18 protein-coding genes are annotated in these 18,859 nt (G+C 67.6%); 9 read left to right on the top strand and 9 right to left on the bottom strand.

What is annotated here, in order from left to right; genetic code table 11:
- Positions 1-673 precede the first annotated feature (673 nt).
- Positions 674-1,498 carry a hypothetical protein gene (locus DB31_RS05315; RefSeq protein WP_044183166.1) on the top strand — a complete coding sequence of 275 codons (825 nt, stop codon included), beginning with the start codon at positions 674-676 and terminating at the stop codon, positions 1,496-1,498.
- Positions 1,499-1,573: 75 nt separating this feature from the next.
- Here DB31_RS05315 and DB31_RS05310 read toward each other — a convergent pair whose 3' ends face one another.
- A complete protein-coding gene (locus tag DB31_RS05310) occupies positions 1,574-2,365 on the bottom strand; it encodes a DNA alkylation repair protein (protein ID WP_052419730.1) in 792 nt (263 codons plus the stop codon).
- A gap of 73 nt (positions 2,366-2,438) precedes the next feature.
- Here DB31_RS05310 and DB31_RS05305 point away from each other — a divergent pair, with 73 nt between their 5' ends.
- Both DB31_RS05305 and DB31_RS05300 read left to right on the top strand, forming a co-directional pair.
- A complete protein-coding gene (locus tag DB31_RS05305; protein WP_240486536.1) occupies positions 2,439-2,834 on the top strand; it encodes a GFA family protein in 396 nt (131 codons plus the stop codon).
- Positions 2,835-2,940: 106 nt separating this feature from the next.
- Positions 2,941-3,975, top strand: a complete 1,035-nt coding sequence (locus DB31_RS05300) for a hypothetical protein (protein WP_157231838.1) — start codon at positions 2,941-2,943, stop codon at positions 3,973-3,975.
- Between the two features lie 41 nt (positions 3,976-4,016).
- On the opposite strand, the gene DB31_RS49880 is transcribed toward DB31_RS05300, so the two are convergent.
- A complete protein-coding gene (locus DB31_RS49880) occupies positions 4,017-4,637 on the bottom strand; it encodes a hypothetical protein (protein ID WP_205628467.1) in 621 nt (206 codons plus the stop codon).
- A gap of 309 nt (positions 4,638-4,946) precedes the next feature.
- On the opposite strand from DB31_RS49880, the gene DB31_RS05290 reads away from it, so the two are divergent.
- The gene (locus DB31_RS05290) at positions 4,947-6,140 is read left to right on the top strand and encodes a glycoside hydrolase family 19 protein (RefSeq protein ID WP_420806668.1); all 1,194 of its coding nucleotides are present in this window, start codon (positions 4,947-4,949) and stop codon (positions 6,138-6,140) included.
- 56 nt (positions 6,141-6,196) lie between these two features.
- On the opposite strand, the gene DB31_RS05285 is transcribed toward DB31_RS05290, so the two are convergent.
- The 3 genes from DB31_RS05285 to DB31_RS05275 all read right to left on the bottom strand — a co-directional run bounded on the left by DB31_RS05285 (position 6,197) and on the right by DB31_RS05275 (position 9,084).
- On the bottom strand, positions 6,197-7,084 hold the full coding sequence (locus DB31_RS05285) for an EamA family transporter (protein ID WP_044183150.1): 888 nt from the start codon (positions 7,082-7,084) through the stop codon (positions 6,197-6,199).
- Positions 7,081-7,515, bottom strand: a complete 435-nt coding sequence (locus tag DB31_RS05280; protein WP_240486535.1) for a DoxX family protein — start codon at positions 7,513-7,515, stop codon at positions 7,081-7,083. Before DB31_RS05280 ends, DB31_RS05285 begins: the two co-directional genes overlap by 4 nt.
- A 153-nt stretch (positions 7,516-7,668) precedes the next feature.
- Positions 7,669-9,084 carry a serine/threonine protein kinase gene (locus tag DB31_RS05275; RefSeq protein WP_044183143.1) on the bottom strand — a complete coding sequence of 472 codons (1,416 nt, stop codon included), beginning with the start codon at positions 9,082-9,084 and terminating at the stop codon, positions 7,669-7,671.
- Positions 9,085-9,216: 132 nt separating this feature from the next.
- Here DB31_RS05275 and DB31_RS05270 point away from each other — a divergent pair, with 132 nt between their 5' ends.
- Both DB31_RS05270 and DB31_RS05265 read left to right on the top strand, forming a co-directional pair.
- A complete protein-coding gene (locus tag DB31_RS05270) occupies positions 9,217-10,131 on the top strand; it encodes an ADP-ribosylglycohydrolase family protein (protein ID WP_044183140.1) in 915 nt (304 codons plus the stop codon).
- Positions 10,132-10,185: 54 nt separating this feature from the next.
- Positions 10,186-11,202, top strand: a complete 1,017-nt coding sequence (locus DB31_RS05265) for a hypothetical protein (RefSeq protein ID WP_044183137.1) — start codon at positions 10,186-10,188, stop codon at positions 11,200-11,202.
- Between the two features lie 6 nt (positions 11,203-11,208).
- On the opposite strand, the gene DB31_RS05260 is transcribed toward DB31_RS05265, so the two are convergent.
- The 4 genes from DB31_RS05260 to DB31_RS05245 form a co-directional block, all read right to left on the bottom strand.
- On the bottom strand, positions 11,209-11,805 hold the full coding sequence (locus DB31_RS05260; RefSeq protein WP_044183134.1) for an FHA domain-containing protein: 597 nt from the start codon (positions 11,803-11,805) through the stop codon (positions 11,209-11,211).
- A 65-nt stretch (positions 11,806-11,870) separates the two neighbouring features.
- A complete protein-coding gene (locus DB31_RS05255) occupies positions 11,871-12,665 on the bottom strand; it encodes a hypothetical protein (protein WP_044183130.1) in 795 nt (264 codons plus the stop codon).
- Positions 12,666-12,747: 82 nt separating this feature from the next.
- Positions 12,748-13,566: a tetratricopeptide repeat protein gene (locus DB31_RS05250; protein ID WP_169787008.1), complete on the bottom strand. Its 819-nt coding sequence runs from the start codon at positions 13,564-13,566 to the stop codon at positions 12,748-12,750.
- 81 nt (positions 13,567-13,647) lie between these two features.
- The gene (locus DB31_RS05245; protein WP_044183946.1) at positions 13,648-15,360 is read right to left on the bottom strand and encodes a DNRLRE domain-containing protein; all 1,713 of its coding nucleotides are present in this window, start codon (positions 15,358-15,360) and stop codon (positions 13,648-13,650) included.
- Between the two features lie 281 nt (positions 15,361-15,641).
- On the opposite strand from DB31_RS05245, the gene DB31_RS05240 reads away from it, so the two are divergent.
- The 3 genes from DB31_RS05240 (at position 15,642) to pgl (ending at position 18,813) form a co-directional block, all read left to right on the top strand.
- Complete coding sequence (locus tag DB31_RS05240) at positions 15,642-16,514, top strand: NmrA/HSCARG family protein (RefSeq protein WP_044183125.1); 873 nt, start codon at positions 15,642-15,644, stop codon at positions 16,512-16,514.
- An 89-nt stretch (positions 16,515-16,603) separates the two neighbouring features.
- Positions 16,604-18,148: a glucose-6-phosphate dehydrogenase gene (zwf, locus tag DB31_RS05235; protein WP_044183122.1), complete on the top strand. Its 1,545-nt coding sequence runs from the start codon at positions 16,604-16,606 to the stop codon at positions 18,146-18,148.
- Positions 18,145-18,813, top strand: a complete 669-nt coding sequence (gene pgl / locus DB31_RS05230) for a 6-phosphogluconolactonase (protein WP_044183119.1) — start codon at positions 18,145-18,147, stop codon at positions 18,811-18,813. Before zwf ends, pgl begins: the two co-directional genes overlap by 4 nt.
- The last annotated feature ends 46 nt before the right edge of the window (positions 18,814-18,859 follow it).

Raw genomic sequence — 18,859 nt, 5'->3', positions numbered from 1 at the left:
ATCAGGTCTGGACCACCTCGTCCACAACGCCATCAAGTTCACTCCATCGGAGCTCAGTGTGCTCGAAGGGGAGGAACTGAGAGAGAGCGGATTCGACCTCGGAGCGGTTGAGCATCGGCGCCATTGACGCTGGGACGTGGAGCCACCTTCCAGCGCAAAGTGGCAAGGATCGGCACTCAATGCCTTGAGGTAGCTCGTCCTCAGGTCCAAGAGCTGCTCGTGGGCGTCGTCGCCGCGGCGGTCGCCTCGACAGGCTCGTACGGCGTGCTGGTCACGCTGGGCGCGGCGCTGCTGGCGGCGCTGACGCTGTTGCGTAAGTCCCTCCCGGAGGCCGTGCGGCGGCCGCGGCGCGGCTCGTCGATTCAGGGCTGCACCCCCTGCGGGAACTCCACAGCGGTAGTGTTGGGAACTCTGTGGCCTGGTTCACCGTGGGGGTTGTAGGTGATGGGGGGTTCTGCGCGTTGCTGTTGCGGTAAGTGCAGGACGCGGCTGGAGCACAGTACAGCGGAGGTGGCGGAGGAGCTGGAACGGACAGGGGCCAGGGGCACCGCCTCACTTTTCTGAGAGCTGGAGCCTCACTCCCCGTGGATGGAGCGAGGCGGCGCCTGGGAACTCCCGCCCTTTGCGGTGCGGCACAGCGATTGCTGACTGCTGGCGCGGGAGGCAGCCATACATGAAGCGGATTTCAGCAAGCTGGGCCTGGGGCATCGCCCTGGCGGGGTTCCTCGGAGCCGCGGGCCCGTCCTGGGCGTGTGACATCGCGCTCTGGTACCACGTCGTTCCCAAGCAGCAGCAGACCGAGGTCCCACTCAATGCTCACGTGAGCCTGTTGACCTTCAAGAGCGCAACCCGCTCGTTCGCCTGGCTGCGCGAGGGCCCGAATGGCTCCGTGGAGAATGTGCCCTTCACGCTCTCCTGGAAGCCAGGAGATGGCACTCACGAGAACGCCGAGCTCATCCCGGAGTCGCCCCTCGCGGCGAACTCCCGCTACCGGATCGAGTTGCTCCAGCAAGGGGGCGGCCCCATCACCCTCACCTCCTTCACCACCGGGAGTTCCGAAGATGGGACCGCGCCTGCGGCTCCGTCTGTCACGGTGGGGAAGATCCTCCCTTATGTTCCGCAAGAGGAAGCAAGCGGCGCGGAGTGCTTCGTGGAAACCGGCTTCGCCCGGCTCACTGCCAGCAGCGCGGGTGCGGTCACGTACCTTCTCCACGAGGGTGACACGCTCCTGGCCGCAGGGCTCCCCGCCGAGGCAAGTCTGGCGTTCTCGTGTCCCGCCGCGAATCGCACGATTCGGGGCACGCTCACCGCGGTGGATCTCGCCGGCAACAGATCCGAGCCCGTCCCGGTCACCCTCGAGCAGCGCTGCGTGCGCGAATCACCCTGGGGTGGATGCAGCACCTCGGGCAGCACGGGAGGCCTGGTGCTGCTCGCGCTGGCTTGGGTGGCGGTGATGCTGCTCTGTCCATGGCTCCAAAAGCACTTCAAGAGCCTTTGACGGGGTGTTTCGCAGCCTGAGCTCCCCCCGCCTTGGGCAGCGGCGAGGCAAGAGCCGGCCCAAGAGCGCGCGATGTCAGCGCGCCCTCTTCTTGGCAGGAGGCCTCTTCCCAGCGCTCTTCTTCCTGGCCGGAGTGGCCTTCGCCTTTGCGGCCGCATCCATCGCCTTTCGTGCCTCGGTCTTCTCGCCTCGACGCAGCGCGAGTGACGCCGCGATCCACTCCGGCGCATAGCTCGACGTGCAGCCCTTCGGGATCGGTCGCGGGTCCCACCGTCCGAGGCGCTCGCCGATGGCAATGGCCTCCTGCGTGTACGCGGGCAGGTGGAGGCCGATCCAGACGAGGCAGAAGTTGATGCCCTCCTTCACCCGGTACGGGGCGGGTGGCAACTCATGCTCGATGCGCGCGAGCGTCGCGCGGACATCGAGGTCCTTCGCGAGCCCGCGCGCGATGCGCCCGGCGAGGAGCTTCCACCCAGCGCGGCGGGGAAGTTCCTTGCTGCCATCCATCCACCGCACCTGCAGCGCCTCGGCGATGGGCGCATGCACGAGCACGCGTCCGACGAGCTCGTCGACCAGGGTCTGATTCGAGAGCGGCTCGAGGAGCGCGCGCGCCTCCTTCTCGGTGAGCGCCGCGGGATCGAGCAGCATGCACGCGAGGATGCGCGCCTCGTGGTTGCCCGTCGCCCACAGCTCCAGGCCGAGCCCGTGGTTCGTCCCGAGCGCCTCTGCGAGGCCACGGATCTTGCCGAGCAGCACGCCGAAAACGTTGTCCCCTGCGCCATCGCGCACGTAGCGCTGGCGCACCTTCTCGTCGCCCTGCCCCTCGAGCTGCTTCATCACCTGGGACAGCGTCATCGTTTTCGGCATGCGAACCTCCTTGAGCGGTGGGGCTAAGCAAGCTCTGATGCTCTGCGCACCTCCCTATAGAAAGAGGACGCCCTTGCGTCGAGCATCCTGTAGTTGTGGCCAGTTGCGGGTGGTGTGCACGGGCGAGCCCGTCCGGGTGTCGATATGCCACTGCCTGGAGTGTCAGCGAAGGACCGGGAGCGTCTTCGGGACGCAAGCCCGGTTCCGCCGACAGGACGTCTCTGCCATCGAAGGGCGCTCCACCGCGTTCTCGCGGGTGGGAGACAGCGGTAACTCCGCCACCCTCCACTTCTGTCCGGTGTGTGGCTCCACCGTGTACTGGGAGCCCAGCACCTTGCCGGACTTCATCTCCGTTGCCGTCGGTGCCTTCGCCGATCCCAGCTTTCCGTCACCCACGGTCTCTGTCTACGAGGCGAGGCGCCATTCCTGGGCGCTGCCGCCAATGCTTGAGCTCGAGCACTGGGACTGAAGAGCGCGTCACACGGATTTCTCATTTTTCCTGGGATGCGCGCCAGGTCCGGCCCTCCTTCCTATCGAGCCTGAATCCCTCAGCTCGAATGGCGGTGAAGGTGCCCATGAACTTCAAGGTTGCGGTCCTGGTGCTGGTCTCGCTGTGCGTGGCGGGCTGTGGAGGCGTCGAAGCAGAAGGCGTGGAGGAGTCCGGCGCGCTGGGCACGGTGCCCCAGGCGATCGGCGTGAACGAGAACACCGGCTTCCTGGTGGTCTACAACGTGAACTACGAGAACCTGCCGACCGCCAGCGATCAATGCGCGGGGGACTGGCAGGACCTCATCTATTACATGAAGACGCAGGCGTACTCGCCCGACGTCTTCATCGTCCACCAGATGAGTGGCGCCACCCAGGCGGCCACGCTCGCGAAGTTCATAGAGGACAACCTGCCCGGCCTGTACTCCTCCATCGTGGCCGAGGCGAACCCGGATGCCATGAACAGCCCCTGTGGCGCCGCGAAGGATTACCAGACCAACGCCATCATCTATCGCACCGGACGCCTGCAGCCCATCTCGGGCACGAAGGCGACGTGGCAGGTCTACAAGGGCGCCAACGGCTCGTGCGTGATGAACACCCAGGCGCGCTCCATTGGCGTGCGCATGGCCTTCACGGACCTCATCACCGGCAAGAAGGTCGTCGTCGGCTCGTCGCACTGGCCCACCAACCAGGAGGGACCGGCCTCGGACCCCGGGTGCGCCGAGAAGAACATCCAGCTCACGGACACGAAGATGCGGGGGATCAGCGGCACCAACCTGATGGTCTGGGGTGTCGACTCCAACGAGAGCGACTCCGGCAGCAACGGCTACAAGGACTGGTACAAGCAAGCGAACGCCCACATTGCGAGCACGATCGACTACGGCTGGAACGATCCGATCTACGAAGCCTGCTCCGGGAGCCAGAGCTGCCTGGAGGACAACTGGACGGGCGGGGCGGGAGGCCGCATCGACTTCCTCTTCTTCAATGCGGCGGCGACCTCATCGCATGGCCACACGGTGACCTACAACGAGGGGGATGCCGCTGACCTGCAGTTCACCGGGAGTGACCGGGAAGACTTGAACTACTCGGGCCATCGAGCCCAGAGCGCTCGCATCCATTACTGAGGAGGCCAGGAGCTTCCTCGGAGGCTGGGCACTTCCCAGCCTCACGGGCGGGCCCGTCCGGCTGGCCCTTCGTCACGAATGCGGATCCGCTCCTCGCGCTGCCGCGAGACAAGCTCGCGAGCCTTCGCCTTCTGCTCTTCGTTCAGGAGGGGCTCGGCGTCGTTGTAGGCAGCGGACTCGTTGTCCTCCATCTCGCGCAGCACGGCCTGTCGCTGCTTCAGGGCCTCTTCGCCCTCGGGAGCCCCTTCGCGCCGAGGCCCCCCGCCCATGCCGCTGCCCCTGCCGCCCCTACCGCCCATGCCACGGCCGCCCATGCCGCCCATGCCGTGCCCCCTCATGCCACTGGGGTCCCCTCGGCCGCCACTGATGCCTCCTCCGGGCGGTGGAGCCTCTCCCTGCTCCGGATCACGTCCTCGCCCCATCTGGAGCTTCTCGCGCAGGGGCCGGTTCTTCTCCTGAAGGGCGGCTTCCCTCCGGTCCAGCTCAATCAACTGCTCAGTGGTGAGCTCCAGCTCGGTGTGGTGCTCGAGCAGCAGCGCGAGGGGAGATTGGAAGAGGACCTTGGGCGGCGGCCCCACCGGGCGCTCAGACGGAGCGGACGAGGCGCACGCCCCCACGAGGACCGCCATCAACCACCACGGCACCACAACTCTCCACGACATCGGCGCTCCCACCCTGTTGCGTTGAGTTAACAGGCAAAACGTGTCGGAGAAAGATGAACGGCGGATGAACGGCCGGTTGCGGCGCATGACGCCCTCCTTGACGCACCCCGCCGCGCTCCCGCAGCTTTTTTGTGTCTGGTGAGTGCCGTCACCATGGCGATAACAGTTGTCACCAGGGAAGAAGCCCAGCTAAGCAGCTAAAGCATTGAATTCAGGTCTATCCGGAAGAAGACAGGTTTGGCACGCGGAATGCTTTGGGGGCCGCCAGCTTCACTTACCCCCAAGGAGAACCAAGTGTCCCGAATGAGCATGCTGCGCTGTATATCGTTGTTGGGTGTGATTGGACTGGGCGGATGTGGCGCCAACGAGATGGAGACCTTGGAGCCACTCTCCCAGTTGGAGAGCGCCGCCATCGTGTCCAGCCTCTCCGAGGGCGACTATGTCATCCGCTCCGCCATGACGGGCAAGTGCGTTGACGTCGCCTCCTCCAGCACCGCCGATGGCGCCAAGGTCCAGCAGTGGGATTGCAATGGCACCAATGCCCAGAAGTTCCACATCTCCCCCACCTCCGATGGCTTCTGGAAGATCATCAACGTCAACAGTGGCAAGGGGCTCGACATCAAGGAGGTGAGCACCGCCCAGAACGCCGAGGTCCACCAGTGGTCGTACTTGGGCGGCGCCAACCAGCAATTCCAGTTCATCGCCCGCGGTAACAACCAGTTCAGCTTCCACCCGCGCCACACGGGCATGGCCATCGACCTGTACTGGGGCTCGTCCAACAACGGCACCATCTACGTGCAGTACCCGTACTCGGGCGGCCCCAACCAGCTCTTCACCCTGGACAAGGTGAGCGGTGGCACCACGCCCCCTCCCACGGGCACGGGCCTGGCCGCCATCCTGAGCGAGGCCACCTTCAACTCCATGTTCCCCGGCCGCAACGGCTTCTACAGCTACTCGGCGCTGGTGGCCGCGGCCAGCACCTTCCCCGCCTTCGCCACCACGGGCGACACGGACACGCGCAAGCGCGAGGTTGCCGCCTTCCTGGCCAACGTGGCGCACGAGACAGGCGGGCTCGTGTACACCGAGGAGATCAACAAGAGCGACATGTGCGACCCGAGCTGGGGCCCCCCGGGCTGCTACTGCGCGGCGGGCAAGCGGTACTACGGCCGTGGCCCCATCCAGCTGTCGTGGAACGGCAACTACTGCGCGGCGGGCAACGCGCTGGGCCTCAACCTCAGGGATGACCCGGACCTCGTGGCGCGCGATGCGAACGTCGCCTGGCGCACGGGCCTGTGGTTCTGGATGACGCAGACGGGCGCGGGCTCCATGACGGGGCACGACGCCATGGTGAACAACCGGGGCTTTGGCGAGACCATCCGCACCATCAACGGTGCGCTGGAGTGCGGCGGCAAGAACCCCGGCCAGGTCCAGAGCCGCGTGAACAACTACCTCAACTTCACGGGCAAGCTCGGCGTGAGCGCCGGCGCCAACACCGGCTGCTGATTCAAGAGCCCCTGTTGGCTCCAGGACTCCCGCTCAGGGAGGACCGAACCGCCGTGTCAGGCCTCCACAGGCGGAGGCCCACGGCGAGCGGTGAGCGCGGCTCCCGCGGACGCAGCACTCACGCACACCAGCGCGAGCCACTGCGTCCCGGTGAGCTGCTCTCGCAGGAACACCCAGCCCGCGAGGGCCGCCACCGCTGGCTCCAGGCTCATCAGGATGCCGAAGGTGCGGCTCGACAGCACCCGCAGCGCCGACATCTCCAGGGTGTATGGCACCGCGCTGGAGAGCAGCGCGACCGCCAGGGACGCCGCGACCAGCGAAGGCGTCAGCCGTGTCGCGAGTCCCTCCGCGAACGAGAAAGGCAGGACCGTCAGCGAGCCGAACAGCATCCCCGTCGCGACGCTCCCCCCACCGGGGAGCACCTTGGCCACGCGCCCGCCGAGCACGATGTAGGCCGCCCAGCATCCTCCGGCGAAGAGCGCCAGCAGCACCCCCACCGAGTCCACGGCGCCGACGTCTCCGCGCCACGGCGCGATAAAGGCGATGCCGGCCGCCGCGAGCACCACCCACAGGAAGTCCGAGGCGCGCCGCGACCCGAACACCGCGACGCCCAGGGGACCGGCGAACTCCAACGTGACAGCCAGTCCCAGGGGAATGCGCTCGAGCGCCTTGTAGAAGCTCAGGTTCATCGTGCCGAGCACCACCCCATAGGGGATGACCGCGGCCCACTGCGCGCGCGTGAACTGCGCGAGCCGCGGCCTGAAAGCCGCGAACAGCAGAAGCGAGGACAACCCAATGCGCATGCCCGCCGTGCCCGCCGAACCGAGCACAGGGAACAGCTCCTTCGCGAAGGCGGCGCCGCCCTGCACGCTCACGACAGCCAGGAGCACCGCGGGGATGGGGGGCAGGGTCCAGCGAGGACGGGCCGAAGGCGCTTCACTCATGAGCGCGTACGCCGCTCCAGCGTCCCATCCAGCGTGAACCGCGCGTGAGCGACGGTGGCGAGCAGCGCCGCGTAAGCCACTGCATATGTGAGCTGCAGCCCCGCGTTGTTCCAGTTCTGCTGCAAGCACGTCCCGAAGGTCAGCCCGGCCATGACGAGCAGCCCGCCGAACAGCGCCCAGCGCAGGCGCAATCCGAGCAGCACAGCCACCCCCACGGCGAGCTCGATGAAGGGCAGCGTGACACCGAAGGCGAGCACGAGCGGCGCGGGCAGCGGCGTCTCCGCGAAGCCCTTGACCATCCCCTCGGCGAAGGCGACCGGCGCGGGCACCCGTACGAGTCCATGGACGGCGATATTGATGCCCAGCACCAGCCGCAACCCCAGGTGCGCCAGCGCCGCATCCGAGATGCGCTGGGTGGTGTTCTCCGTCACGGTCATCCCCTCATTCAAGCCGGCTGCCGGTGAGTCGCAGCGGGCGGAGCATCTAACAACGCCCGGAGACACTTTCTGCATTTTCGCGTGAAACCTGGAGCCGCCTGGCAAATGTGGGCGACCTCCGAGCTCGAGGCATTGGATGAATGAGCGTCACGGCGGCTCCGAGGTGGGCTGGCGGGGCGCGGGGAACACGGGCATGTAACAGCCATCGTCGTAGTCAAACGCCTCGGAGCCACACGGTGGCTTTCTCCTGCCAAGTGGACCTACCCAACATCCGCCGTTGATGACCGTCTGAATCTCCGGTTCGCACGGCGGCTTTTTCTGCCCGGGCAGCGGCTCCTTCTGCATCCGCAAGCCGAGAAAACTGGTGGGAACGGCTGCACGAGGCACATTTTGAACGCTCGACAAGGCCTCCTCGCCGACACCCCCGTCTGGGGTGAACTGCTCCACCTCCTGCGGCGTGGCCATCCATGGCGCGGACGGCTCCTCTGTCACGGGCTGCCTTCTCATTGGCAGCAGTGCCATGACGAGAGCCCCCAACATGAACGCGGCCCCCAATACAGGGAAGGTGGGGAACCGCTGGCGCGCTCTACACGGGGGGGTGGGTTCGGTATCCGAGAGAATCTCTTCGTCGCATGAGCCATCTGAAGAGACCTGCCCCTCCTCGGTACAGGGCGCGCTGTGCTTGGGAAGGATGGGCTCTCGCGCATCCGTTCCGGCCGCCTGCACCCACTCCAGCGCCTCGCGCACGAGCTGCTCCGCCGTGCCCCGAGCCTGCCGGTCATCCGAGAGCAGCCGCAGGATGAGCGCCTCGAGCTCGGGGCTCACCGTCACCCTCTCCGAGGGCTTGGGCACCTCCACCTCCACCAAGCCCATCCCATCCGTACAGGGAGGCAAGTACGTCCCCGTGACAAGCCGGTAGAGGGTGACTCCGAGGGCGTACAGATCATCCGCAGGCCGGGACGCCCACCGCGCCTCCATGTCCTTGTGGAAGGCGTACATGAACCCGCGCTGCTCGGGTGGGCGGTAGGCGCTGGTCCCCGGAGGCACCGGCGTGTCCGTCAGAGGCCGGGCCGTGGGCAGCCAGCAGCTCCCCCAGTCCAGGAGCACCGCCCGGCCCGCAGGAGTAACGCGGATGTTGTCGCCCTTCACGTCACGGTGGAGGATGCCTCGGCCGTGCGCGGACGCCAGGGCCCCCGCCAACTGCACCACCACCCGCAGCACGTCCAGACTGGAGCGCGGTTGCTCCTGGAACCAGCGATAGAGGGTGACGCCCTCCACGGACTCCATGGCCAGGTAGGGGTAGCCGCAGCCTGACGGTCCCATCCACAGCCCCATGCCCTCGAAGCGCGGAATGGACGGGTGGTGGCTGCGCTGAAGCACCTCGGTCTCCCGCTCGAAGCGAGGATCTTCAGGTTGCTTGGCGACCTTCAGCGCCACGGGCGGCGACTCGGGAGCGTGGGTGCGCCGTGCATGGAACACCACCCCATAAGAGCCCGAGTCGACGCGGTTGAGGATGAGCCATGGGCCCACGGTCGCGCCGAGGGGCGGCAGGTCGTCGTGCATGGGGTGTCCTTGCAGGTAGGGAGGATGCAACCCTACCTTGTGAGGCGGGTCCACCGCCAGACCGAGGAAGACGCCTTCACCTTTAGTTAGTGTTTTATTGACACTTAGCCACCCGCCGTTGGACCATGCGGCATGACGATCTCGAAACCTGCCGACCATGCTGTACGAATGGAGCGCGCCCTGCTCTCGCTGGAGGGATTGTCCGTAGGGGATGCGTTCGGCGAGCGGTTCTTCCTGCCTCCGTCGACCCTGGTGCCAATGCTCGAGCAGCGGGCCCTGCCCAAGCCACCGTGGGGCTACACAGACGACACGGAGATGGCATTGGGTCTCGTCCAGGTGCTGGAGGAGCATGGGCGGGTAGACCCGGATCAGCTCGCGAGGGTCTTCGGCGCCCGCTACCGCGAGAATCCCTACCGAGGCTATGGGGGCACGGCGCACGAGATCCTCCAGGCGATCCACGAGGGCGAGCCGTGGCGCAGAGTCTCCTCGCGAGTCTTCGGGGGGACGGGCTCCATGGGGAACGGCGGTGCCATGCGCGTGGCGCCGCTGGGGGCCTACTTCGCGGACGATCTGGCCCGGGCGGTGTCCGAGGCCCGAGCCTCCGCGGAGGTGACGCACTTCCATCCAGAGGGGCAGGCGGGGGCCATCGCCGTCGCTGTGGCGGCCGCCTGGGCCTGGCAGGAGCGGGAGAGGAACCCCTCGGCGCGTCAGCTCTTCGACGCGGTGCTGGAGCACACCCCACCGGGAGCCACGCGCAGAGGGCTGGAGAAAGCACGAGCGCTGCCGCTCGAGGCATCGCCGGCAGTCGCGGCGAAGGAGCTGGGCAGCGGGTCGCGGGTCATCTCCGAGGATACGGTGCCCTTCTGCGTGTGGTGCGCGGCACGCCACCTGGACGACTACGCGGAGGCACTGTGGGCCACGGTCTCTGGGCTCGGGGATCGTGACACCACGTGCGCCATCGTGGGCGGCATCGTCGTGCTGCACACGGGGCGTGGGTCCATTCCCCCGGCGTGGCACGAGGCGCGTGAGCGCCTCCGGCTGAAATAGCACTCGCCCGGGGGTGGCTCCCCCATTAAGAGGCTTCTTGAGCCAGAGCCGCCGATGATGATCAATCTTGAGAACCTTGCCGCCGTTCCCAGCTCCACCCCGCTCCGGAGCGCTGAAGTCGAGCATGGGATCGCCGATTCCGTCGCCTACCTCGGCTCGGACGCCGCGCTACGCGGCATCGAGCTCGATCCGTACTGGCCCAAGTGGAACTCCCCGTGGTGGCACATGCTGCTGCTCCACGAGCTCGGCGAAGCACGCCAGATCCCGGCGCGGACCTCCGCGGCAATGGCCACGAGGATCAATCGGCTCTTGCACCTCTTCCCGATCCACCCGAGCGATGCTCCGGGCGCCGACCTGCAGCGCGACAGCGCCTGTCATTGCGCCCTCGGAACGATGTACCCAGTGCTGGCCGCGTGCGGCATCGACGTCGAAAGCGCGCTGCCCTGGGTCAAGCCCTGGTTCGTGCGGTACCAGATGGCCGATGGCGGCCTCAACTGCGACAACACCGCGTACCTCCAGACCGGCGAGTGCCCGAGCTCGATGGTCGGGACTGTCGCGCCGCTCGAGGCCATGCTGCTCGGCGGAGCCGGGGCGAGCGAGCAGCGCGCCTTTGTCGCTCGCGCTGGGGGCTTCATGATCGATCGTGCCCTCATCCACGGCTCGCGGTCCGTGCACAACGCAGAGGAGCGCGACGCGGCGGTGGCCTGGCGCGCGCTCACGTTCCCGCGCTTCTACTTCTACGATGTGCTGCGTGGGCTCGCAGTCCTGGTGCGGTGGGCCGAGGCGACCGGGCAGCCACTGCCGGAGGCCGCCGTCTCCACCGTCGTCAATGCCCTCGTCGAGCGCTGGCCCGACGGCGTCGTGCGCGTCGAGCGACAGGTCCATGCCGGGAAAACCACCATTCTCCCGACGGCCGATCGCTCGCCCAGCCCACGCGCGATGGCCTCGACGTTCCCGCTGCTCGACGCGACGAGCAGGCTCGGCGAGCCGTCTGAGGCGCTGACGCGGCAGTGGTCCGAGGCCCGCGCTGGCTTGCTCCGGCTCGCTCGCGCGGGGCGCCTCGTCACCTAGCCGTGCTCACTCGATCTCCACGGTGCAGGCGCCCATCTCCAGCCGGAGCGGCTGCCGCGCGGGGACACTCCAGCGCTCGCCGGGCGTGAACGAACGGGTCCCTCCGGCGGCCGTCTCTCCCTCCACCACCTCGATGAAATAGCGAGGGTGATGACCGCCGCCGATAGTCACCCGAGCGTGGTGCGGCGCCACACCTTCCTGATCCACGACGACGATGTTGGTTTCGGCTCGCCCGAGGGTGAGCCCCTTCGTCCAGGCCTCGTGCCTCCCGCCGAGCGCCTGGGTGGAGAGGACGGCCCCATCCTTCGAGCGGATGACTGCCGTCACCCGATGCCTCTCCACGCGCCAGTACAGCAGGTACGCACTGAACGGCCGCCTGTCGCCCCAGGCGAGCGTGCCCGTCGCAGGGTCCACGCGGACGGTCTGAAAGTTCTCCGGCGAGCGCAGCCAGTCGCGCGTCTCGGAGGAGAGCTCAGGCACGCGCGCCGCTTCCCAATCGAAGAGGCAGGGCTTGAGGTTCGCCTCGCCCTCTTGCCCATCGCTGAAGCGGAGCCGGACGACGAAGGGGGCGACACAGCGGGCTTCGAGAATCACTGCAGCCATGACTGCACCTGGGGAGGAAGCGCGCATCCTACCGGCATTGGCGCTGCAGCGGTTGTCACGGCCGCTCAGCAGCCCCGGGAGTAGAACCAGACGACGAGCCTCCCGTCCGCCTGCGAGTGCGCCGGCACCCAACCGGAGGAGAGCACCTTCGGTGAATCACTCTGTCCGCACACGCCATCCAGGATGTCCACCTCGAGCCAGAGCTTGCCTCGGACGGTGGCCGTCGATTTGACCCGAACGGCCGGCTCCGGCTGTTTCAAGGCCGGCCGAGGGGCTCCCGGCGCGGCCGCTCCGCCGGGCTTCGGCGCCAGCGTCCTGTCCCAGCTTGGAGTCAAGTACGTCAGACGATCGCGAAAGAGCACAGCGAGGGGGCGGAAGGTGGCTCGGGGCGAGCTCTTCACCCAGCCGCGAGCCTTGCCTTGGCCGTCGAGCGCGATCTCGAACCAGCCCTCCCCGCTTGTCCGATACACAAGCAGGGACACCGCTTCATAGTCATGTTCGAGGGTGGCACAGAGCGTGGCGCTGGGTGTCTCTGAACGCCAGGAGCACAGCCGCTTCCCGGCCGGGTCCGTAATTCCCGTCACGTCGAGCAGCGCCACGACGGGCGACTTCGCATCGGGCCGGGCCAACACGGAAACGCGGCCGGAGCCCTGGGCCTGCACCTGCCCAGGAGGTCCGGCCGGGTCGCTGGTTCCCAGGATCTCAGGCAGTTCGAGCAGGCCGACGAGGCCTTGCGTCGGTGCTTGGAGCTCCGTCCCCGCGTGGGCGGTGGGTCTGCCGACAGAGAGGGCGAGGACCGTGGCGAAGAGAGCAGCGACTGACGAGAAACGAGTTCGAGGGTGAGCCACTTTCGAGTGCATGCAGCATCTCCAAGCCTTCTGGGGATCAACGGGGAGGGCAGGGGCTTGCCCGTCCTGCGAAATAGGTGAGCGAGCCCCTCGCTCACTGCCCTGTCTGTCGCCTGTGCAGCGCGCAGGCCTGGGCATTGTCCAGCTCGCACGAGCGCTTCAGATCCTCCAGGGCCCGCGCCTCGTCGCCCTGGTGGTGCCAGGTTCCTGCGCGCTCCAGCAGCGCCACGTCATCTTCCGGGTGGCGCTCCAGGTACTCGGTCCAGGCGTGGATGATCTCCTCCCACCGGTGCTCTCGCGCCAGCAGGGAGTCGTGGAGCTGGTAGGCCTCTCTCAAGTCCACCTTCAAAGCCACCGCTCGGAGGATGTCCTCGCGCGCCGCGTCGTTCTCTCCAAGCCTCGCCCGGATCTGCGCCCTCCAATACAGGGCCTCCGCGTCGTCCGGGAATCGCTCCAGCAGCGCGTTCAACTCCGCGATCGCCTCCTGGCTCTTGCCCGACTTGTAGAGCCTGTGGGCATGCACCAGCTGCTTCCGGCTGTCGTCCCCTTCCTCCTCCTGCGCGACCAGTTCCCGACGCACTCCATCCCGTCCTTGATAGAAGCCGGACGTCACCCGCCACAGGCCTCCATCCTTCGCCAGCTGAACCTCGGCCATGCCCTTTCCCAGGCTCCCGCTCAGCGGCAAGGTGAACCTGGCGGAGCCGGTCTGCCTCTGGTCGGAGAACTTCCCCTGCAGCATTCCACTCAGCCGGATGTGCTCCCCGAGATCGGCCTGGACTATGGGGTGCTCGGAGAGGAACACCTGCGCCGCCTGGCTGGGCGCCGAGTCCCGAACCCACCCGTAGACGGCCCAGAACACCACTCCCACGAGCAGACCCCCACCCACGACGATCCCCGCACCGATCCGCAACACGGTGCGTATCGAGCTCAACCCGCCTGACTTCGATGGCTCCATGGATGCGCAGTCTACCGCCTTGACCTCGGGGGTGATCGGTCAGGGTCCCCCTGCTGGCGTGAAGAGCTCGGCGGAGGAGAGCGGCACGGTGGTGCCATCCTGCTGCCCCCCGACGACAAGGATGCGCCCCTCGGGCAGCACCGTGGCCGAGAGGTTGCGGCGCGCGGTGCCCATCACGGGGGCCTGCGTCCAGGTGCCCGTGGTGACATCGTAGCTCTCAACCGTGGAGGTGACTGCTCCCGAGCCGCTGATGCCGCCCAGCACCAGCACCCGGCCCGAGGGCAGCATTGCGAGGGTGAACTCGCTGCGCGCCGTGGTCAGTGAGCCCGTGGCCGCCCACGTCCCGGTGGCGGGATTGTACAGCTCGGAGATCGGCGTGGGGAGTCCTCCGGGCGTCAGTCCGCTCGCCACGAGAACCCGGCCGTCCGGAAGCAAAGCCGCTGCGTGCCCGTGGTGGCTGGAGCTCATTGTGCCGGTGGCCGACCAGGTGTTGGTGGCCGGATCATAGAGCTCGGCGGTGGCGAGCGCCTGCCCACCGGTGTGTCCGCCCGCCACCAGCACTCGCCCATCGGGCAGCAGGGTCGCGGTGTGCCCGAAGCGGCGCGTGGACATGGAGGGCCCCGGCGTCCAGGTGCCAGAGCTCGGCGCGTAGAACTCCGTGGTCGCAATCCCAGTGGTTCCATCGAAGCCACCGGCCACCAGCAGCCGCCCATCGTTCAGCACCGTCACGGTGTGGCGGAAGCGGGGCTGCGACATCGCGGCAGCGGCGCTCCAGGTGCCGGTGGTGGCGCTGTAGCGCTCGGTGGTCGCAGTGGGAACGTTGCTGATCTCCCCGCCCGTGACGAGCACCTCGCCGGAGCTCAGGAGCGTGGCGCCGTGTCCATAGCGCTTCACGAACATGGAGGCCGTGGACGCCCAGGTGCGCGTGGCGGGCGAGTAGACCGCCGCACTGGCCGTCCACCCCACGGAGTCGGCTCCTCCCGCCACCAGCACCCGGCCATCCGCCAGCAGCGTCGCGGACTGCTTCGTGAGGGCGAGAGGCGCGGGGCTCGCGCTCGCCCAGGCGTCCTCGGACGTGAGGGCCGGCCAGACGTAGCCGACCTGGAGCTTGGGGCGCCTCGAGGCGACCGCCTCCTCGCGCGAGTAGTAGGTCGTGTTGTACGCGCCATTGATCCGGAGCAGGAACGAGATCCGCCGATCCGTGGCATTCGCGGCGTTCTGGACGACCGGGATGAGGCTCGGATCCGCGTTCACGCCGACCTTGTCCTCGGTCCTGTCGCCGACGGGGTACCACAGGAACCATGAGCCCAGCGGATCTCCGACTTCCCACGGCCGGTAGTTCCAGGTCAGGTAGTACTCATTCCACGAGTTGTTCGGGACCAGGTACGCGTAGACGTTGCCATCACCGTTCTGGGAGTACCCCTTGAAGGCCGTGGCCGAGAGCTTCACTGAGTGGACCTGCACGCCAGCGGGGAGGTTGCCCAGGTTGAAGCGGAGGTAGCCGTACGTATAGTACCAGCCGCTGACGGCGAAGCTGGCCTCGTGGCCATAGTTTTTGTCCTGCTCACGCTGGGACCCGATCTTGACGTAGGTGTCGGCCTCGGCCTCGGCCACCTGGTAGAACTCGCATGAGCCGCTCACCTCGCTGCCCTCGCAGTTCAGCCTCTGGGCCGCCTGGGTGAGAGGCGCCTGCGGCGCAGCGGGAGCGCTGGCAGCGACGGGATCGCAGCCCGCCGCCGTGAGGGCGAGCACGGTCGAGACTCCCAGCAAATGCCAGCGTGAGCAGACAGGGTCTTTGGAGGAGGGCATGGCGGCACTCTGGCACGGCATGAGGTGAGCAGGGATCTGCAATCCAAGCAGAACCTGCTTAGCTCGACCCCAGCAGCACATCCGCCAGACCCTCCTCGCCTTGAGGTCTCGTCCTCTCAAATTGAGAGCTGTTGCCCCGCCGTCACACGGCGAATCAAGGACTTGGCGATGGCATCCCGGTTGCTTTAGGAGGCTTTCGTCTACTCGAAACCAGGAGGAACCCCATGTCGAAGCCTCTCTCCGTTCTTGTCACCGGTGCCACGGGCCAGCAGGGTGGCGCGGTCGCTCGCGCACTCCTCAAGAAGGGTCACAAGGTCCGCGCTCTCACGCGCAAGCCGGACTCCGCCGGGGCGCTCGCGCTCAAGCAGCTCGGCGCCGAGCTGGCCGTGGGCAGCTTCGATGACAGCGATGCGCTCGTGCGCGCCATGACGGGTGTGGATGCCGTCTTCATCATGAGCACGCCCTTCGAGGCCGGCATGGACACCGAGACGCGCCAGGGCATCACCGCCGTGGACGCCGCCAAGGCCGCCGGCGTCAAGCACGTCGTCTACACCTCCGTCTCCGACGCCGACAAAGAGACGGGCATCCCTCACTTCGACAGCAAGGCCCGCGTCGAGGAGTACCTCGTCAAGTCCGGCCTCCCCTACACCATCATCGCCCCTGTGTTCTTCGCCGAGAACCTCGTGAGCTCCTGGTTCGGCGGGGGCCTCAAGCAGGGCGTCGTCGCCCTCGCCATGCCCGGCAAGCGCGTCCTGCAGCACATCAGCGTGGAGGAGATCGGCAACTTCGGCGCGCTCGTCATCGACCGGCGCGAGCACTTCCTCGGCAAGCGCATCAACCTGGCCTCCAACGAGCTGTCCGGTGAGCAGGTGGCGGAGCTCTTCTCGCGCGCCTCCGGCAAGCCGTTCAAGTACGTGGAAGTCCCCGTGGCGCAGATGCGTGCCCAGAACGAGGACATGGGCATCATGTTCGAGTGGTTCGACACGAAGGGTTACAGCGCTGACATCGCCGCCCTCCGCAAGGACTACCCCGAGGTGGGCTGGCGCTCCTTCGAGGACTGGGCTCGCGCACAGAACTGGAAGCAGTTGCTCGGGTAAGGACACTGCGCGCGCTTTCTCCAGCATCCGGGGGCAAAGCCTCTTAAGGTGTGCCCCCATCCACCGCTTCAGTCCCGGAGGAAGCCCGCATGGATGCCCAGGGTCTGCACATCCAGACCACCCCTCGCGAGGGCGAACCCATCGTCCGCGCGGATCGCCCGGACCCGTGTATCCTCGTCCTCTTCGGAGCCACGGGAGACCTGGCCCAGCGCAAGCTCTTCCCCGCCCTCTTCGAGTTGGCCCGCTCCGGGCTCCTTCCGGAGGAGTTCGCCCTGGTGGCCTTCAGCCGCTCGGCGCAGGACGACAACGCCTTCCGCGCCCAGGTGAAGGAGGGCCTCCAGAAGTTCGCTCGCACCCAGCCCCTGGACGAGCCCACCTGGGAGCGCTTCGCCTCGCGGATGGAGTGCATCTCCGGCAACTATGACGACCCCGCCGCCTTCCAGCGGCTGCGCGAGCGCCTGGACACCGTGGGCAAGCGCTACAACACCCAGGGCAACCAGCTCTACTACCTGGCCACCCCCGCCTCCACCTTCCCCCCCCTGCTCAAGGGCCTGGCCGGAGCCGGCCTGCTGCCGCGCGAGGAGCAGCCCGGCCAGCGCCCCTGGCGGCGGCTCGTCATCGAGAAGCCCTTCGGCCGCGACCTGGAGACGGCGAAGGAGCTGAACCGCAACCTGGCCTCCGTGCTGGACGAGCGGCAGATCTTCCGCATCGACCACTACCTGGGCAAGGAGACGGTGCAGAACATCCTGGTGTTCCGCTTCGCCAACCTCATCTTCGAGCCGCTGTGGAACCGCAACTACGTCGACCACGTGGAGATTACCGCCACGGAGGCGCTGGGGATGGAGGGCGGGCGCGGGCACTTCTATGACGAGACGGGCGTCATCCGCGACATGGTGCAGAACCACCTGCTGCAGGTGCTGGCGCTGTGCGCGATGGAGCCGCCCACCTCGTTCGGGGCGGAGGACATCCGCGACGAGAAGAACAAGGTGTTCCGGGCGCTGCGCTCGGTGGAGGGCGAGGAGGTGGCCTCGCACGTGGTGGCCGGCCAGTACAAGGGCTACCGCGAGGAGCAGGGCGTGGCGAAGGACTCGCGCACGCCCACCTACGTGGCCATGAAGATGAACGTGGACAACTGGCGCTGGCAGGGCGTGCCCTTCTACCTGCGCGCGGGCAAGAAGCTGGCGAAGCGGCTCACGGAGGTGTCCATCCACTTCAAGGCGGTGCCCATCAGCCTGTTCAGCACGGGCGAGGCGTGCCAGCGGCTGCAGCCCAACGTGCTGCGGCTGCGCATCCAGCCCCAGGAGGGCATCGCCCTCTCGTTCGAGTCCAAGGTGCCGGGCGAGGACGTGAGCATTGCTGGCGTCACCATGGACTTCGGCTACGCGGAGTCCTTCGCCAAGCCCGTGCCCGAGGCCTACGAGCGCCTGCTGCTGGACTGCATGCGCGGCAACGCCACGCTGTTCGCGCGCAAGGACAGCGTGGAACAGGCGTGGGCCTACGTCACTCCCATCCTCCGGGCGCTGGAGTCTGGCCAGGGCGGCCCGATTCACGAGTACGCACCGGGGAGCACGGGGCCGGACGCGGCGGCACAGCTGCTCGCGAAGGACGGCCGGCGCTGGACGGTGATCAAGTGAGCCCCACGCAGAAGAGGGTTGTGGAGTCCTCGGAGCTGGCGCCACGGACGGCCGAGTGGCTCGCGGAGGTGCTTCAGCGGACGCTTGCGGGCGGGGGGCGGTGCAGCTTCGCGCTCTCGGGCGGGAAGACGGTGGGGCCCATCTACCGCATCCTGGCGGGCATGAAGCTGCCGTGGGAGCGGGTGGACTTCTACTTCGCGGACGAGCGGTGCGTGCCGCCGGACAACCCGGAGAGCAACTACTTCCTCGCGGAGGAGACGCTCTTCCGGCCCGGGGGCATCTCGCTGCAGCAGGTCCGCCGCATGGAGGGCGAGCGCGAGGACCGGGACGCGGCCGCGAGGGACTACGAGGCGCTACTGCCACCCGTGCTCGACGTGGTGCTGCTGGGCATGGGCGAGGATGGGCACACGGCCTCGTTGTTTCCCGGGTTGGCTTCGGTGGAGGAGAAGGAGCGCAAGGTGCTGGCGGTGGTGGGGCCCAAGCCTCCGCCCTGGCGGCTGACGCTGACGCTGCCGGTGTTGAACGCGGCCCGCCATGTACTGTTCGCGGTGGCGGGCGAGGGCAAGCGGGACGCCGCACGGCGGGTGTTCTCGGGCGAGGACCTGCCATCGGGGCGCATCCAGAACGCGGTGTGGATCATGGACCGGGCGGCGGCGGGACAGTGACGCAGACTCGGATCCGCCCCAAGGGCGGATCCTCCAGGAGGACTCG

The sequence above is a fragment of the Hyalangium minutum genome, assembly GCF_000737315.1.
In the GTDB taxonomy this organism is placed as follows: domain Bacteria; phylum Myxococcota; class Myxococcia; order Myxococcales; family Myxococcaceae; genus Hyalangium; species Hyalangium minutum.
The sequence above is the reverse complement of the archived record's forward strand: the minus strand, read 5'-3'. Positions and strand labels throughout refer to the sequence as shown.

Coding starts and splice junctions, on each gene's coding strand:
- DB31_RS05315 (WP_044183166.1), top strand. CDS start 674: ATGAAGCGGATTTCAGCAAGCTGGGCCTGGGGCATCGCCCTGGCGGGG.
- DB31_RS05310 (WP_052419730.1), bottom strand. CDS start 2,365: ATGCCGAAAACGATGACGCTGTCCCAGGTGATGAAGCAGCTCGAGGGG.
- DB31_RS05300 (WP_157231838.1), top strand. CDS start 2,941: ATGAACTTCAAGGTTGCGGTCCTGGTGCTGGTCTCGCTGTGCGTGGCG.
- DB31_RS49880 (WP_205628467.1), bottom strand. CDS start 4,637: ATGTCGTGGAGAGTTGTGGTGCCGTGGTGGTTGATGGCGGTCCTCGTG.
- DB31_RS05290 (WP_420806668.1), top strand. CDS start 4,947: ATGCTGCGCTGTATATCGTTGTTGGGTGTGATTGGACTGGGCGGATGT.
- DB31_RS05285 (WP_044183150.1), bottom strand. CDS start 7,084: ATGAGTGAAGCGCCTTCGGCCCGTCCTCGCTGGACCCTGCCCCCCATC.
- DB31_RS05275 (WP_044183143.1), bottom strand. CDS start 9,084: ATGCACGACGACCTGCCGCCCCTCGGCGCGACCGTGGGCCCATGGCTC.
- DB31_RS05270 (WP_044183140.1), top strand. CDS start 9,217: ATGACGATCTCGAAACCTGCCGACCATGCTGTACGAATGGAGCGCGCC.
- DB31_RS05265 (WP_044183137.1), top strand. CDS start 10,186: ATGATGATCAATCTTGAGAACCTTGCCGCCGTTCCCAGCTCCACCCCG.
- DB31_RS05260 (WP_044183134.1), bottom strand. CDS start 11,805: ATGGCTGCAGTGATTCTCGAAGCCCGCTGTGTCGCCCCCTTCGTCGTC.
- DB31_RS05255 (WP_044183130.1), bottom strand. CDS start 12,665: ATGCACTCGAAAGTGGCTCACCCTCGAACTCGTTTCTCGTCAGTCGCT.
- DB31_RS05240 (WP_044183125.1), top strand. CDS start 15,642: ATGTCGAAGCCTCTCTCCGTTCTTGTCACCGGTGCCACGGGCCAGCAG.
- zwf (WP_044183122.1), top strand. CDS start 16,604: ATGGATGCCCAGGGTCTGCACATCCAGACCACCCCTCGCGAGGGCGAA.